The organism is Leucobacter musarum subsp. musarum (assembly GCF_001273845.1).
GTDB classification, from domain to species: domain Bacteria; phylum Actinomycetota; class Actinomycetes; order Actinomycetales; family Microbacteriaceae; genus Leucobacter; species Leucobacter musarum.
Map to the genome: position 1 here is coordinate 755917 of NZ_JHBW01000087.1, position 15826 is coordinate 771742.

Here is a 15826-nt window from a genome sequence, read left to right on the forward strand (position 1 = left end):
GCGTTACACCACCACCACGACGGGAACGATCATCGACTTGCGGCGCAGCTTCGTGCCGACCCACCGTCCGACGGTGCGGCGCGTGATCTGCTGCAGCGCGTGCTGATCGGTGACGCCTTCCTTCATCGCCTGCTCGAGCGCATCGGCGATCTGCGGCTTGATCTTGTCGAAGACCCGGTCGTCTTCGGCGACCCCTTTGGCGTGCACCTCGGGGCCCGAGACGATCTGACCGAGGCTCGTCTCCACCACCGTGATGACGGAGATGAAGCCCTCTTCGGCGAGCGTGCGGCGATCGCGCAGGTCGTCGTCGGTGACGCGCCCCACGCTCTTGCCGTCGACGTAGATGAAGTCGATCTCGAGCTGCCCCACGGTGCGTGCGACGCCGTCGACCAGGTCGACGACGGTGCCGTTCTCGGCGATGACGGTGCGGTTCTGGGGCACACCGGTCTCGATCGCGACGCGAGCGTTCGCGATGAGGTGACGGTACTCGCCGTGAATCGGCATGACGTTCTTCGGGCGCACGATGTTGTAGCAGTACATGAGCTCGCCCGCGGAAGCGTGCCCCGAGACGTGCACCTTGGCGTTGCCCTTGTGCACGACGTTCGCACCGAGCTTCATGAGTCCGTTGATGATGCGATAGACCGAGTTCTCGTTGCCCGGGATCAGGCTCGAGGCCAGAATCACGGTGTCACGGGGGCCGATCTCGACCTGGTGCTCCTGGTTGACCATGCGCGAGAGCACGGCCATCGGCTCGCCCTGCGAACCGGTCGACATGTAGACGATGCGATCGTCGGGGATGTCGCCGCTCTTCTTCAGGTCGACCAGCACGCCCTCGGGCACGGTGAGGTAGCCGAGGTCAGACGCGATCTTCATGTTGCGCACCATGGAGCGGCCAAGCAGCACGACGCGGCGGCCGTTCTTCTGCGCGGCGTCGAGCACCTGCTGCACGCGGTGCACGTGGCTCGAGAAGCTCGCGACCACGACCTTGCCCGGCGCCTTTTCGATCACGCGCTCGAGCACCGGCCCGATGTCCTTCTCCAGTGCGGTGAAGCCCGGAACCTCGGCGTTGGTCGAGTCGGTCATGAAGAGGTCGACGCCTTCTTCGCCCAGGCGGGCGAAGGCGCGGAGGTCGGTGATGCGGCCGTCGAGCGGCAGCTGATCCATCTTGAAGTCGCCGGTGCCGATGACGAGGCCGGCCTCGGTGCGAATCGCGACCGCGAGCGCGTCCGGGATGGAGTGGTTCACCGCGATGAATTCGAGATCGAACGGACCGGTGGTGATGCGATCGCCCTCGGCGACCACGCGGGTCTCCGGGCGAATGCGGTGCTCCTTGAGCTTCGCCTCGACGAACGCGAGCGTCAGCTTCGAACCGATCAGCGGAATGTTCTCGCGTCGCTTGAGTAGATACGGCACTGCGCCGATGTGGTCTTCGTGACCGTGGGTGAGCACGACCGCGACGATGTCGCCGAGTCGGTGCTCGATCTTCGAGATATCGGGCAGGATCAAGTCCACGCCGGGCTGGTGCTCCTCGGGGAAGAGCACACCGCAGTCGACCACGAGCAACTTGCCGTTGATCTCGTAAACGGTCATGTTGCGACCGACTTCGCCGAGACCACCGAGCGGAGTGATGCGCAGGGTTCCCGCCTCGAGCTTGGGCGGGGTCATTACGGGGTTGGGCACTGGGCCTCCTGTTTGTTAGCGGGTGGTGCCTGCGATCTGGGGCAGGGCACCGCCGGCAGCCGCGTTGCGGTCCGGCCTGAAGTTCGAGAGGTCGACACCCGGGAAGTCCTTGATGAGGGCGAGCTCGTCTTCGATGAGCGCCGCCTCCCACTCTTCCGGGCCGACGAGGGGCAGCCGCACGCGCGGGCTGCCGATACGGCCGAGGCCGTGGAGGATGTACTTGGCGGCGACGGTACCCGGCACGTGGGTCATGACCGCGCGAACCAGCGGTTCGAGTCGCTGATGCACTTCGCGCGCCGTGTGCAGGTCACCGGCGTTCACCGCATCGATGATGGTGCGGTACGGTGCTGCGGCGATGTTGGCTGTCACGCCGATGAGCCCGGTGGCGCCGATCGAGAGGTGCGGCAGCACGTTCGCGTCATCGCCGGAGAAGTACATGAGATCGGTCTGGTTCAGCACGCGACTGACCTCACTGAAGTCGCCCTTGGCGTCTTTCACAGCGAGGATGTTGGGGTGCTTCGCGAGCCGCAGGATCGTCTCGTACTTGATCGGCACACCGGTGCGGCCGGGAATGTCGTACAGGATGACCGGCAGGTCGGTCGCGTCGGCGACCATGCGGAAGTGCGTCAGCAGCCCCGCCTGGGTCGGCTTGTTGTAGTACGGCGTGACGATCATGACGCCGTCAGCGCCGGCCTTCTCGCTGGCGCGGTACAGCTCGATTGCGTGCGCGGTCTCGTTCGACCCGCCGCCCGTGATGATCTTGGCGCGCCCACCCGACACCGACTTCGCGACCTCGACGAGCTTGAGCTTCTCGGGGTCGGTCAGCGTGCTGGTCTCGCCGGTCGTGCCGGTGACCACGATGCCGTCCGCACCGTTCGAGATGCAGTCGTCGATGTGCTTCTCGGTCGCGGCCCAATCGACTTCGCCATCAGCTTGGAACGGCGTGATGAGAGCAACAAGGACCTGACCGAACGGATTCTCTGGGTGTGCCACGAACACTAGGCTACCGGACGATCTCACACGGAACGCGCGCGGCCCCAGCGTTCGAAGCGGTATGCGAGCCCGGTGCGCGAGATTTGCGGGGTGCCGGGGTCCACGAGTTGCCACTCCGGGCCGATCTCGGGCGCGAAGGTGTCGGCGTCTGGCACGTCGAGGTCGATTTTCGTCACCACAAGTTCATCTGCGATCGGCATGGCCGCTCGGTAGAGTTGCCCGCCGCCCATGACCCACACGCGATCTGCGGGTTCGGTTTCACCCGCGAGCGCAGCGATGGCATCATCGAGCGAGCTCACCACGCGCGCACCCGGGGCGTCGAACACGGGGTTGCGCGTCACCACCAGGTTCGCGCGGCCCGGCAGCGGCCGGAATCGCTCCGGCAGCGATTCCCAAGTGCTGCGCCCCATGATGACGGGCGCGCCGAGGGTCTGCTCTTTGAAGAACGCGGCGTCTTCGGGCAGACGCCAGGGCATGTCACCATCGCGGCCGATCGCTCCGGCGCGGGCCTGCGCCCAGATCATTCCGATGCGCACGGTCAGACCGCGACCGGCGCTTTGATGCCGGGGTGGTGCTCGTAGCCGACGACGTCGAAGTCTTCAAGCGTGTAGTCGAAGATCGATTCGGCTTTGCGGATCTCGATCTTCGGGTACGCGAACGCATCTCGCGACAGCTGCCGCTCCACCTGCTCGACGTGGTTGTCGTAGATGTGGCAGTCGCCGCCCGTCCACACGAACTCGCCGGGCTCCAGCCCGACCTGCTGCGCGAGCATGAGCGTCAGCAGCGCGTACGAGGCGATGTTGAAGGGCACGCCGAGGAACATGTCTGCCGACCGCTGGTAGAGCTGGCACGAGAGCTTGCCGTCGGCCACGTAGAACTGGAAGAACGCGTGGCACGGCGCGAGCGCCATCTTGTCGAGCTCCGCGACGTTCCAGGCCGACACGATGATACGGCGCGAGTCGGGGGTGTCGCGCAACTGCTCGACGACCTTCGCGATCTGATCGATGTGACCGCCGTCGGGTGTCGGCCAAGAGCGCCACTGCACACCGTAGACCGGGCCGAGGTCGCCGTTCTCGTCGGCCCACTCGTCCCAGATGGTGACGCCCTGATCGGTCAGATACCGCGTGTTGCCCTCCCCGCGCAGAAACCAGAGCAGTTCGACCGCGAGCGACTTGAAATGCACGCGCTTGGTCGTGATGAGCGGGAACGACTCCGCGAGATCGAATCGGATCTGCCGCCCGAAGAGGCTTCGCGTGCCCGTGCCGGTACGGTCCGACTTCTGTGTGCCGTGCTCGTACACCTCTCGCAGCAGATCTTCGTAGGGGGTCAGGATCGCATTCGCACTCACGAGCAGGAGTCTATCGCGGCTCGGGCTCGGCTTCGGCCCGATGTTAGGCCCCGTCGCCGTCGTTCGCTTTGCGCGCACGCTTCGCGGTGAGCATGCCGAGATCGGCGCGCGAAATGAACGCGTCCGCGCTTTCGCCGGGCAGCCACTCGGCGATTCCGTACGACCAGCCGGGGGTCGGAATTTCTCGGTGCAGACGCGCCGCGATGGTCTGCGCCATGTCGGCGTCGGCATCGACGAGCAGCAATGCGAACTCGTCTCCGCCGAAGCGGGCGAAGACGTCGCCGGGGCGGCAGCGATCCTGCATCTGCGTCGCGAAGTCGCGCAGCACGCGATCGCCCTCGGAATGCCCCAGTCGATCATTGATCAGTTTGAAATCGTCGAGATCGAGGTAGACGAGCGTCACCGGTCGGCCACTGCGCTGCGATCCCGCGACCTCGCGTTCAAGCAGTCGTGCGAATCCGCGCGAATTCCACACGTCGCAGAGCGGGTCGGTCAGCGACGCGCGTTCGAGACGACGCTTAAACAGGCCGATGAGCTCCCCGAGCAGCAGACCCGTCGTCGTGAGCGTGAGCAGCACCGACGACATCTCCACGCCGTGACGCAGCAGGATGAACAGGTCGACGAACCCGATCCATGCGTAGCCGAGCAGACGCGCGAACCACATCGGGAAGAACCAGACGAGGTAGAGAAAGAACGGCCCGAACAAGAGCGCCGTGTTCAGGGCGCGCACGCGATCGGGGGCCAGCAGCACCGAGGGAACCACCACCAGGAAAGCGGCCACCATGAGGATGCCCGCTGCCGTCGCAGAGAAGCGCTCCCCCGCGATCGCGACCGCGACGGCGAGCACCAGGCAGGCCAAAGCGACCGCGACGAGATCGGGTCGCCGATCGCCCGGCGGCAGGAACAGCGTCGCGTTGACGCCCGCGAAGAGCATGCCCGCGGCAAGGAACGCGAGCGTCGCGATCGAGCGATCATTCTGGCGCGCACGAATCCTGTGAATCACCGCGATCATGCCCCACCCGTCTGTCAGAGATCTGATCCTATGTCATGACCGGTGAACATGCACTTGGAATGCCGCGCGGCGCACGACGAATCGTGCGCCGCCGACCGGGAGCCCGTGAAACTACGAGCCGAGGCCGTCGTCGAACACCGGCATGGCCGAGGTGTCGCTCGATGCATCGACGCGCGCGAGCACCCCGCCCCGGAAGAACGCCGGTGACGCCTTCGCCTGGAGCAGCATCAGCACGACACCGATGGCAAGCACGGCGACACCGATGATGCCGACGAGCCCCACTCCAGCAATACTGCTGCCAGACCCGGCCTCCGGGTCCATCGCGTCGATGGTGGTCTTCACGAACACGATCAGCAGCAGCAGACCGCCGATACCCGGCAGCACGAGCTTCGAAATTACCGAGCCGACGCCCTCGCGCACCGCCGTCTTGCGGAAGTACCAGGGGCTCGCGAGTGCCGTGATGCCGTAGTAGAAGCACACCATCATGCCGAGCGCCGTGATCGTGTCCCACAGCACGTCCTCGCTGATGAACCGCATCACCGCATAGAACACGGAGGCGACGATCGACGAGAGCAGCAGCGCGATGTGCGGCGACTTGTACTTCGGGTGCACCCGCTTGATCGCTGCGGGCAGCGCGCGGTAGTGCGACATCGCGAGCAGGGTGCGCGCGGGCGAGATGGCGGTGGAGTTGATCGAGGCCATGGCGCTCACGAGAATCGCGAGCGACAGGAGGATCGCCGCCGGCCCCATCACGGGATGCGCGAGGGCGGCGAAGACGTTCTCCACGATCGCGGAGTTGCCGAGGCCCGTCGGCCCATCGCCGAGACCCGCGTAGGCGACCGTCGCCGTCGCGGTGCCGACGTAGAGTACGAGAAGAATACCGATGAGGATCATCGCCGCTTTGCTCTCGGTCGAGAGCCGACCCTTCGACGGCTTCGTCTCCTCCCCCATCGTGAGCACGGTGTCCCAGCCCCAGTAAACGAAAATCGAGACCGCGATGCCCGCGGCGAAGGCGCTGAAGCTCGACACTTCGAACGGGTTGAACCACGAGAGCTCAGGGGTACGGCCCTCGACGTTGGCGGGGTCACCCGAGCCGACGAACATCGCGACGATGAACCAGATCATGACCGCCATCTGGAAGACGACCGTGACGTACTGGAAGATCTTGGTCGAGGTCATGCCCCGGTACGAGATGAACGTCGCGAGGGCCATGAACCCGAGGCACACCGCAATGTTGATGAATTTGTTGGTCGCGAGCTCCGCGATCGAGTGATCGTTCATCAGAATGCTGAGCGACTGGAACAGGAACTCCACGGCAATGCCGGCGAGGTTCGACAGCACGAGCACCGTGGCGGCGATGAGGCCCCACCCGGCCATCCACCCGATCCAGGGGCCAAACGCGCGAGTCGCCCAGGTGAACGAGGTGCCGGAGTCGGGCATCGCCGTGTTCAGCGCGCGATAGCCGAGCGCGACGAGCAGCATCGGAATGAAGCCCATCAGGAAGATCGCGGGGGTCTGATAGCCGACTTCGCTGGCCGCCGGCCCGACCGCTGCCGTGAGGGTGTATGCCGGGGCGCACGTCGAGAGGCCAATGACGAGGGCACCCAGCACGCCGACCGTGCCGGAGGGGAGCCCCTTCTTGCTGATTCCGCTGACGGAATCGAGCGTCCGCGTCGCGGGCTCCGGTGCGTTGAGATCGTACTTCGCCATGTCACCTTTCCAGACTTCGGGGCATCATTGCGCGCTCCAGAATGCTCCGGACGTGGTGGCCCGGGCATCGAGTCTATGCAGGTGGATAGTGATTCACGAAACGGTGGAGGACCTCACCGAAGATCCTGTCGTTCAAGCGCGATTGCTTGACGAATCGCACCCCTCGCGCGCTTCCGATCCCCGCACGCGTCGTAGACAATTCCGAGGCGCATCCAGTCGCGCCACGACTCGGGCGCGGCTTCGACGGCGTCGCGGTAGCGCGGGAACGCCGCGTCGGCGTCCGCGCGATCCGGCCTCCCGGACGGGTGGGTGGCCACCGGTTCTTCGGGGAGCGCTCCCTCGGCTTGCAAACGATCCGCCAGACGCGTCGCCGAGCTGCCGAAGCGTATTTCGCGGAGCAGCGCCCACGCACCGATGAGCGGCAGCACGAGCATTGCAGCACCCATCACGATCGCAACGACCTCGCCGGAACCGAGCAGGGCGATCGCACGGATGCCGACGAACACGAAGTAGAGCACGAGCACGGCGCTCATGATCGTGACGCCAATGATGGCTCGGGTGCGGCCGCTCACGCTGCGCCCCCCGAGCGCGCGCCGATGGCGCCGAGCCCGAGGAGGGCGTCGAGCCCGACGGTGAGGCCGCGCGCTGCGACGATCGCCTCAAGTGCGGCTCGCACTCCCGCACGATAGGCCTCGTTCGAGTGGGTGTCGTGGGTCACCGTCAGCACTTCGCCGGGCCCGCCGAAGCGCACCTCCTGCTTGGCGACGACTCCGGCGAGCCGCAGACTGTGCACGGGAATGCCCGCAACGAGTTCGCCGCGCGCCGGCTGCTCGGCGAACGGCGCGTCGACCGGTCGACCTGCGCGGGCCTCGGCCATCAGTTCCGCGGTGCGCACTGCGGTGCCGCTCGGCGAATCCACCTTGCCGGGGTGGTGCGCCTCGATGATCTCGACGGCGTCGAAGTACGGGGCGGCGATGCGTGCGAGCGCCGTGCCGAGCACCGAACCGAGCGAGAAGTTCGGCACGACGATCACGCCGCGATCCGGCTGCTCAGTGAGCCGCGCTTCGAGCTCGGCCAGGCGCTCCGACGACCAGCCGCTGGTGCCGACGATGATCTGCTGCCCCCGCGAAAGCCCCCGCAACACGATCTCAGGAGACGCGTCGGGGCGGCTGACGTCGATGAGAATGTCGGCGTCAGCCCCTTCCTCTGGCGCCGACGAGCTGCGCAGGCGTGCGACCAGCTCGAAATCGGGGTGCTCCTCGATCACCTCGCACACGAGGCGGCCCAGGCGGCCCGTCGAACCCGAAACGGCTACACGATGCGTCATGCGTCCAGGCTACCGGGCGCCGGGTGCACGCTCGGACTGGCCGGGCTCAGGCGTGCTCGGTGATGGTGGATCGCGACGCGTCTCCCACCGCAACCACCATGAGCGGGCGCGCGGCCAGCTGCGCCGCCACGTCGCGAATATCGTCGAGCGTGACCGCGGCGAAGCGCTCCAGCGACGCGTCGAGATCGAACAGCTCCCCGCTGCCGAGTTCCGCACGCGCGAGTCGCCCCATGCGCGTATCCGAATCTTCGAGCGCCAGCGCGGTTGATCCGGCGATTTGGCCGAGCGCGCGCTCGTGTTCGTCGGCGGTGATGCCGCGATCCGCGAGGGCGCGCAGTTCGAGGCGGCTCAGCTCGATGACCTCTGCCGCCTTCTGCGGAGCGCACCCGGCATACATGGCGAAGAGCCCGGCGTCGGAGTAGCTCGCGCCGAACGAGTAGGCCGTGTAGGCCAGCCCGCGCTTCTCGCGGATCTCCTGGAAGAGTCGACTCGACATGCCGCCGCCGAGCACCGAGTTCATGATGCCGAATGCGAAGCGGCGCGGATCGTTCGCGCTGAAGCCGTGCGTACCGATGAGCAGGTTGAGCTGCTCAGAGGGTCGCTCAGTGATCTGCACACGTGGTTCGGCGGCCTGCGCCGCGTCGAGCGACGTAGCTTCGGCGAAGTCGGTATCCGCGCGCTGCAGGCGGCGCACGGGCGCCCCCGCACGGTCGGTGTGCCACCGCTCTTCCGCTGAGGCATCGAGCGCGGCGACCACCTGCGCCACGAGCGCATCATGATCGACTGCGCCGGCCGCGGTGACGACGAGCGTCGACGGATCGTACCGGTCGCGGTAGTGCCGATCGACGTCGTCGCGACGCGCCTCCTGAATCGTCTGCGGCCACCCCCCGATCGGTCGGCCGAGCGGGTGCTGCGTACCGAGCACGGCCTCGAAGAAGCGCTCGTTCGCAACGTCGGCCAGGTCGTCGGCGGCCATCGCCAGCTCTTCGAGAATCACCCCGCGCTCCGTTTCGAACTCATCGGCGTCGATCACCGAGTTCGCGACCATGTCGGAGAGCATAGTGACGGCGACTTCGAGGTCGGCGTCGCGCACCTTCGCGTAGTAGCAGGTGTACTCCTTGGCCGTCAGCGCGTTGTGCTCGGCGCCGATGCGGTCGAACTCCGTCGCAATCGTATAGGCGTCGCGCGAAGGGGTGCCCTTGAACAGGAGGTGCTCGAGGAAGTGCGTCGATCCCAGGCTGCCCGGGGCATCCCCGCGCTCGGCCTGCTCATCACGCGACCCCACGCCCACCCAGAATCCGATCGACGCGCTGCGTGCACCGGGCATACGCTCGGTGAGCACGCGCAGACCGCTGGGGTGCACGGTGCGCCGCACGAGGCCCCCGCTCAGATCTGCGGTGAGTTCTGCCTGGTCGAGTGGAAGCTGGATGGGTGCACGCATGCCCCTCAGCCTAGGGCCTCAGCCGGGCGCGGCGATCCGGCACCATGCGTCGCGCGACTGATTCAGCGGATCACCCGCGCGCGCCGCAGCAGCAGGTAGAGTTCGCAACCCAGGCAGAACGCGAATGCCGCATTCAGGAATGCGGCGATGAATGCGGCTGCGGCCGCGATCGGCAGGGCCCACGGCACGCCGAGCACGTGCAGCAGCAACCCGACTCCCGTGACGAATGCGCCCACCCCCTGCGCGAAGGTCGGCGGCGCCGCGGCTTCGAGCTCGGTGGGCGGCGCGAGGCGGGGTCGGATCGCCACGGCGAAGAGGAGCCCGAACGGGTGCCGACGCACGCCCGCCGCAGCTCCCCACACGAAGAGCACGAACAATGCGAGCAGCAGCAGCGCACCCGGCTCGAGCAGGCGCGCAAGCGGAGTCCGCTGAGCCAATTCGGTCGGGTCGACGGAGGAACCCGTTGCCAGCGACAGTGCGACCGCGATGAACAGCAGTGTCGCGGTAATGGCTGCCGCGAAGCGGGGACCCCGAGGGTCGACGCGGTCTCGCACGAGCGCCGGTGTTGCGGATGCGGTCGTCACAGGTAGCTCCGTTCGAGCAGGCGCGCCTCGGTCTGGGGGTCGCGTTCGGGTGCGAGGGCGAGATCGACCAGTTGAGTCGCCTGCGCTGCGCTGATGGGGCCCGACACACGGGTACGCAGGCGGCCGGATCCGTCGAGGATCAGCACGGTCGGCGTACGCAGGATGTTGAAGCGCGAAATCAGGTCATCGCGTGTGGTGACGTCGACCTCGACGTGCGCCACACCGGTGTGCGTGTCGGCGGCGCGGCTCAGCGTGCGCGCCGTAGCCGGGCAGCGCGCGCACATTTCGGTGCTGAACTGCACCAGCGTGAGTCGCTCCCCGAACCGTGCCACATGACTTCCCGGAACCGTGAACGCCTCAGGCCGCAGGCGTTCCGAGTCCGCTGCCGCGGGGGTACGCACACGCGTGCGCGTCAGGTGCAGCACCCATCCGAGACCGAGGGACGCGACGACGAGCGCCGCGAGCACGACAACCACTACATTCGCTTGCATAATGTGACCCATTATGCACCCGAATGCATCGATGTGTATTCAGATGACGAAACAGGTCGACACACGCGACAGCGCCCGTCGATCCGTGCAGGACGGATCGGCGGGCGCTGTCGTTCAGGCGTCGAGATTACTCGGCGGCCGGAGCTTCTTCCGAAGCCTCGGCTGCAGCCTCCGCCGGAGCCTCGTCGATGACGGGCTCGAGCGACAGCTTGCCGCGATCGTCGACCTTCGTGATCTTCACGAGGATCTTCTGGCCGACCGAGAGCACGTCGTCCACGCTCTCGATACGCTTGCCACCGGCGAGCTTGCGCACCTCGGAGATGTGCAGCAGGCCGTCCTTGCCCGGGAGCAACGACACGAAGGCGCCGAATGCGGCGTTCTTCACGACGGTACCGAGGTACTGCTCGCCGACCTCGGGGTTCTGCGGGTTGGCGATCGCGTTGACCTGCGCGCGCGCAGCCTCGGCCGCGGGGCCATCGGTGGCGCCGATGTAGACGGTGCCGTCGTCGTCGATCGAGATGTCGGCACCGGTCTCGTCTTGAATACCGTTGATCGTCTTGCCCTTGGGGCCGATGAGCTCACCGATCTTGTCGACGGGGATGTTCACCGTGATCACGCGAGGCGCGGTCGGAGCCATCTCGTCGGGGACGTCGATCGCCTGGTTCAGCACACCCAGGATCGTGAGGCGAGCCTCGTGCGCCTGAGTCAGCGCACCCTTCAGCACGGAGGCCGGGAGGCCGTCGAGCTTGGTGTCGAGCTGGATCGCGGTGATGAACTCCGAGGTACCGGCGACCTTGAAGTCCATGTCGCCGAGCGCGTCTTCCGCACCGAGGATGTCGGTGAGGGCGGCGTAACGGGTCTCACCGTCGACCTGGTCGGAGACCAGGCCCATGGCGATGCCGGCAACGGGTGCGCGCAGCGGCACACCGGCGTTGAGCAACGACAGCGTCGAAGCGCAGACCGAGCCCATCGAGGTCGAGCCGTTTGAGCCCAGCGCCTCGGAGACCTGGCGGATGGCGTAGGGGAACTCCTCGCGGCTCGGCAGCACCGGCACGAGCGCGCGCTCGGCGAGGAAGCCGTGCCCGATCTCGCGACGCTTCGGCGAGCCGACGCGGCCGGTCTCACCGGTCGAGTACGGCGGGAAGTTGTAGTGGTGCAGGTAGCGCTTGCTCGTGATCGGCGACAGCGAATCGATCTGCTGCTCCATCTTGAGCATGTTCAGCGTGGTGACGCCCAGGATCTGGGTCTCGCCGCGCTGGAAGATGGCCGAACCGTGCACGCGCGGGATGACCTGAACCTCGGCGTCGAGCGCGCGAATGTCGCTGGTGCCGCGGCCGTCCATGCGGACGCCCTCGGTGAGCACGCGGCTGCGCACGATGTCCTTGGTGACCGACTTGTAGGCGGCCGAAACCTCGGCGTTGGCCGATGCGGGGAGCTCCCCGGCCTCGACCTTGGCCGCGATGGCCTCCTTGACGCGAGCCTTCAGGGCGTCATCGGCGTCCTGGCGCTCGAGCTTGTCGGCGATCTGGTAGATCGGTGCGAGCTCGGTGCGAGCGAGGGCGTCGACCGCCGCGAGCAACTCGTCGGTGTAGGGCAGGAAGACCGGGTAGTCAGCGATCTCCTTCGCCGACTGCGCGGCGAGCTCCGACTGAGCCTTGACGAGCTGCGCGATGAACGGCTTCGCTGCATCGAGGCCCTCGGCGACGACGGCCTCGTTGGGCTTCGTCGCGCCACCGCGGATGAGCTCCCAGCTCTGCTCCGTGGCTTCGGCCTCGACCATCATGATCGCGACGTCTTCGTTGCCCTGCGCGTCGGTGACGACACGGCCGGCCACGACCAGGTCGAACACGGCATCCTTGAGCTGCTCCACATTCGGGAACGCGACCCACTGGTCACCGATGAGCGCGAGGCGCACACCGGCGATCGGACCGGAGAACGGCAGGCCCGAGATCTGGGTCGATGCCGAAGCCGCGTTGATTGCGAGAGCGTCGTAGAACTCGCCCGGTGCGATCGAGAGCACGGTGATGACGACCTGGACCTCGTTGCGCAGACCGCTCACGAAGGAGGGACGCAGCGGGCGGTCGATCAGACGGCAGACGAGGATCGCCTCGGTCGAGGGGCGGCCCTCACGACGGAAGAACGAGCCGGGGATCTTACCCGCGGCGTACGAGCGCTCCTCGACGTCGATGGTCAGCGGGAAGAAATCGAAGTGATCCTTCGGCTGCTTCGATGCGCTGGTGGCCGAGAGGAGCATCGTCTCTTCGTCGAGGTAGGCCGCGACGGCGCCCTGAGCCTGCTGTGCAAGACGGCCGGTCTCGAACCGGATGGTGCGCTTGCCGAACTTGCCGTTATCGAGAACGGCCTCGGCGAACTTGATTTCAGGACCCTCCACAGGGTTCTCCTTACTCACGAGAGCACGCGGCCGACAGTCCCGGAGAGGACGCACCTGGCGTGCGGCGTGCGCGGGAGCTGATGTTCAGTAGACGACCACCCTGCAACCGCGCTCGGATTCAGAGGGATCCACCACCGAAGACCAGCCCGCCTGCCGACGTGCTCGATTCTTCGTTGCTGCGGGCGATTGCCCGCCCCACCAGCGTAGCATTCATGCCCGGAGAAGCCCCGAGATTCAGCGGAAGTCGGGGCTCGATTCATCCGCTCGGGCGGGGCGCTGCTCGCCGATCAGGTTCTCGCTGAGCAACGCGCGCAGCTGCGCCCCCGAAAAGCCCGCCCGCACGAGCGCCCGCAGCTTCGCGATCGCGGCTTCCGCTGTGAGATCGGCTCCGCCGACGACCCCGGCATCGGCGAGCACGGCCCCGACCGCGTACCTCGGCAGTTCGACGGCACCGTCCTCGCACCGGGTGATCGCCAGGATCGGCACACCGCGCTCCCCAGCCGCGTGCAGCACCTCGCGCGCCCGCTCCCCCGAGAACGGCGCAGTGCCAGCGCCGTAGCACTCGAGCACGAGCCCGTCAGGAAAGGCATCGATCGCCGCTTCGAGCAGCTTCGGCGGCAGGCCGGGAACCGCACTCAGCATGCCGACGCGCGGCGCCGCCGATCGCGCGGCGCCGGCAAGTGCTGCCGCCGCGCGATCCGGGAGCACCGCGCCCTCGCCGAGCGGCCGGCGCGCATCGAACGCGTCGTCGGCCTCGCTCGATCGCTTCACGGCACGCACGGCCGGAAGCGACCGGCCGCCGAACACGATGCGCACTCCCGCAGCGCCGTCCGCGGTCGCTTCCGCGAACGCGTCCACGAAGTTGGTGCCCGCGTCACCGCCGGCTGTTCCGAGCGGATGCTGCGCGCCCGTGAAGACGATCGGCAGCGCGAGATCGGCGCAGGCGAAGGCCGCTTGCGCCGCGCTGTGCGCCAGCGTGTCCGTGCCGTGCACGACGAGCGCACCGACCAGCGGCGATCCCGCAGCCGCCGCCGCGACCGCACGTTCGCGCACGATGTCGGCGATTTCGAGCGCCGTGCCATGGCCGGCCTCCGCGCTGTCGATGATCTCGGCCGGCTCGGCGAGCTCCCACACGACCGGTCGCCCGATCACCCGCTCGGCCTCGCGCACGAGCGCGGCGAGCTCAGCCCCGAAATTGGTCTGCGCCGCAAGCCCATGGCCCGATTCGCGCATGCCGAACGTGCCCCCGCAGTACACCACCAGCAGTCGGCGCTGCTCGTCACTCGTCATCATCGAACGTCGCGATCCGCTTCGTCGGTGTCGAGCGCGGCCTCCGGAATCGCGAATGCCGAGGTGAAGGCGGCCGCGTTGATGCGGCGACGCACGACGAACCAGCCGAGCACCATCAGCACGACGACCCCGAGGAACACGAGCAGTGTGATCTGGCCCACTGCGGCGTCGAGCGCCATCAGCACGACGATACCGACGAGGAAGATCAGCGTCACGCTGTTGGTGATCGGCGCGAACGGCAAACGGTACGTGGGGCGGCTCTCGCCGGTGCGCTGCGTGCGGCGCACGTAGAGCCAGTGGCAGACCATGATCGCGGCCCAGGTGCCGACGATGCCGATGCCCGCGAGGTTCAGCACGATGTCGAAGGCGCGCGCCGGCACGATGAAGTTGAGCCCGACACCGGCCACACCGATCGCCGCGGTGATCATGATGCCACCGTAGGGCGCCCCTGCGGAGTTGAGGCGCTTCGCGAACGCCGGCGCGGTACCCGCGACCGCCATCGAGCGCAGCGTGCGACCCGTGGCGTACAGCCCCGCATTGAGGCTCGACATGGCCGCGGTCAGCACCACAACGTTCATGATGTCGCCCGCGTAGGGAATGCCGATCGAGTTCATCACGGTGACGAAGGGGCTCTCGCTGCCCGAGTACGCGTTCCACGGCAGCAGCAGGGTGAAGAGGATCACCGAACCCGCGTAGAAGAGAATGATGCGCCACATGATCGAGTTGACGGCCTTCGGGATCGCCGCGCGCGGGTTCTCCGATTCGCCCGCCGCGACGCCCACCATCTCGGTGCCGCCGAACGCGAACACCACGCCGAGCGCAATCACGAACATCGCACCGATCCCGTTCGGGAAGAAGCCGCCGTTGTCGGTGATGAGTTGGAAACCCGGAGTGTGCCCATCGACTGGGGTCTGCGTGACGACGAGATAGATGCCGATCAGGCCGAAGATGACGATCGCGCCGACCTTGATGATCGCGAACCAGTACTCCATCTCGCCGAAGAGTTTGACGGAGGCGACGTTCATCGCGAAGACGATCGCGAGTGCGATCAGCGCGAGCAGCCACTGGGGCACGGGCACGAAGACCGCCCAGAAGTGCAGATACAGCGCGACGGCGGTGATGTCGGCGATGACCGTCGTCGACCAGTTCAGGAAGTAGAGCCAGCCCACGGTGTAGGCGCCCTTCTCCCCCATGAACTCGCGCGCGTACGAGACGAACGCCCCAGAGGAGGGGCGATACATGACGAGTTCGCCGAGCGCGCGCACGACGAGGAACGCGAAGATGCCGCAGATGATGTAGACGAAGGCGAGCGACGGTCCGGCGATCTCCATGCGGCCGCTGGCGCCGAGAAAGAGGCCCGTGCCGATCGAGCCGCCGATCGCGATCATGGTGAGGTGTCGGCGCTTCAAACCGCGGTGATACCCGCTATCGCCGGCGTCGACGGCTTCGCCCGACGCCGCGTGGGGCGGAAGAACTTCTTTGTTCATGAGTCGAGACCCTTCTCTGTCGCTCGGTGGCGCCGCTGTGCGCACATCTGTCCGGCTGTCAGACAGATTAC

General features: G+C 67.1%; 14 protein-coding genes. All 14 read right to left on the bottom strand.

Going from position 1 to position 15826, the window contains the following annotated elements:
* Positions 1-3: 3 nt before the first annotated feature.
* The 14 genes from CH42_RS12460 to CH42_RS12525 all read right to left on the bottom strand — a co-directional run bounded on the left by CH42_RS12460 (position 4) and on the right by CH42_RS12525 (position 15755).
* Positions 4-1680 (bottom strand): ribonuclease J, encoded by a 1677-nt coding sequence (locus CH42_RS12460; protein ID WP_053353438.1) that lies wholly within the window; start codon positions 1678-1680, stop codon positions 4-6.
* 15 nt (positions 1681-1695) lie between these two features.
* Positions 1696-2673 (bottom strand): 4-hydroxy-tetrahydrodipicolinate synthase, encoded by a 978-nt coding sequence (gene dapA, locus CH42_RS12465; RefSeq protein WP_053353629.1) that lies wholly within the window; start codon positions 2671-2673, stop codon positions 1696-1698.
* Between the two features lie 23 nt (positions 2674-2696).
* Entirely contained in the window at positions 2697-3197 is a 501-nt protein-coding gene (locus CH42_RS12470) for a dihydrofolate reductase (protein WP_082309439.1), read from the bottom strand.
* 14 nt (positions 3198-3211) lie between these two features.
* Entirely contained in the window at positions 3212-4021 is an 810-nt protein-coding gene (locus tag CH42_RS12475) for a thymidylate synthase (RefSeq protein WP_053353440.1), read from the bottom strand.
* Between the two features lie 43 nt (positions 4022-4064).
* Complete coding sequence (locus CH42_RS12480; protein ID WP_053353441.1) at positions 4065-5033, bottom strand: GGDEF domain-containing protein; 969 nt, start codon at positions 5031-5033, stop codon at positions 4065-4067.
* A gap of 111 nt (positions 5034-5144) precedes the next feature.
* Complete coding sequence (locus tag CH42_RS12485) at positions 5145-6743, bottom strand: APC family permease (protein WP_053353442.1); 1599 nt, start codon at positions 6741-6743, stop codon at positions 5145-5147.
* A gap of 113 nt (positions 6744-6856) precedes the next feature.
* Complete coding sequence (locus CH42_RS12490; RefSeq protein ID WP_239684039.1) at positions 6857-7315, bottom strand: hypothetical protein; 459 nt, start codon at positions 7313-7315, stop codon at positions 6857-6859.
* Positions 7312-8070 carry a 4-hydroxy-tetrahydrodipicolinate reductase gene (dapB, locus tag CH42_RS12495; protein WP_053353443.1) on the bottom strand — a complete coding sequence of 253 codons (759 nt, stop codon included), beginning with the start codon at positions 8068-8070 and terminating at the stop codon, positions 7312-7314. The genes CH42_RS12490 and dapB overlap by 4 nt, the downstream gene beginning before the upstream one ends.
* Positions 8071-8116: 46 nt before the next feature.
* Positions 8117-9511, bottom strand: coding sequence for a M16 family metallopeptidase (locus tag CH42_RS12500; RefSeq protein ID WP_053353444.1), 1395 nt, complete (start codon positions 9509-9511; stop codon positions 8117-8119).
* A gap of 62 nt (positions 9512-9573) precedes the next feature.
* Complete coding sequence (locus CH42_RS12505) at positions 9574-10095, bottom strand: DUF4395 domain-containing protein (RefSeq protein WP_053353445.1); 522 nt, start codon at positions 10093-10095, stop codon at positions 9574-9576.
* Positions 10092-10586, bottom strand: coding sequence for a thioredoxin family protein (locus tag CH42_RS12510; RefSeq protein WP_075205386.1), 495 nt, complete (start codon positions 10584-10586; stop codon positions 10092-10094). Before CH42_RS12510 ends, CH42_RS12505 begins: the two co-directional genes overlap by 4 nt.
* A gap of 127 nt (positions 10587-10713) precedes the next feature.
* Positions 10714-12978 carry a polyribonucleotide nucleotidyltransferase gene (locus CH42_RS12515; protein ID WP_053353447.1) on the bottom strand — a complete coding sequence of 755 codons (2265 nt, stop codon included), beginning with the start codon at positions 12976-12978 and terminating at the stop codon, positions 10714-10716.
* A 234-nt stretch (positions 12979-13212) separates the two neighbouring features.
* Positions 13213-14271, bottom strand: coding sequence for an asparaginase domain-containing protein (locus tag CH42_RS12520; protein WP_082309422.1), 1059 nt, complete (start codon positions 14269-14271; stop codon positions 13213-13215).
* Positions 14268-15755, bottom strand: coding sequence for an amino acid permease (locus CH42_RS12525; protein ID WP_053353449.1), 1488 nt, complete (start codon positions 15753-15755; stop codon positions 14268-14270). The genes CH42_RS12520 and CH42_RS12525 overlap by 4 nt, the downstream gene beginning before the upstream one ends.
* Between the last annotated feature and the right edge of the window lie 71 nt (positions 15756-15826).

What these genes read in the sequence shown, in the direction of transcription:
- CH42_RS12470 (WP_082309439.1), bottom strand. Translation starts at nt 3,197, where the DNA reads ATGATCTGGGCGCAGGCCCGCGCCGGAGCGATCGGCCGCGATGGTGAC.
- CH42_RS12480 (WP_053353441.1), bottom strand. Translation starts at nt 5,033, where the DNA reads ATGATCGCGGTGATTCACAGGATTCGTGCGCGCCAGAATGATCGCTCG.
- CH42_RS12485 (WP_053353442.1), bottom strand. Translation starts at nt 6,743, where the DNA reads ATGGCGAAGTACGATCTCAACGCACCGGAGCCCGCGACGCGGACGCTC.
- dapB (WP_053353443.1), bottom strand. Translation starts at nt 8,070, where the DNA reads ATGACGCATCGTGTAGCCGTTTCGGGTTCGACGGGCCGCCTGGGCCGC.
- CH42_RS12500 (WP_053353444.1), bottom strand. Translation starts at nt 9,511, where the DNA reads ATGCGTGCACCCATCCAGCTTCCACTCGACCAGGCAGAACTCACCGCA.
- CH42_RS12510 (WP_075205386.1), bottom strand. Translation starts at nt 10,586, where the DNA reads ATGCAAGCGAATGTAGTGGTTGTCGTGCTCGCGGCGCTCGTCGTCGCG.
- CH42_RS12520 (WP_082309422.1), bottom strand. Translation starts at nt 14,271, where the DNA reads ATGATGACGAGTGACGAGCAGCGCCGACTGCTGGTGGTGTACTGCGGG.
- CH42_RS12525 (WP_053353449.1), bottom strand. Translation starts at nt 15,755, where the DNA reads ATGAACAAAGAAGTTCTTCCGCCCCACGCGGCGTCGGGCGAAGCCGTC.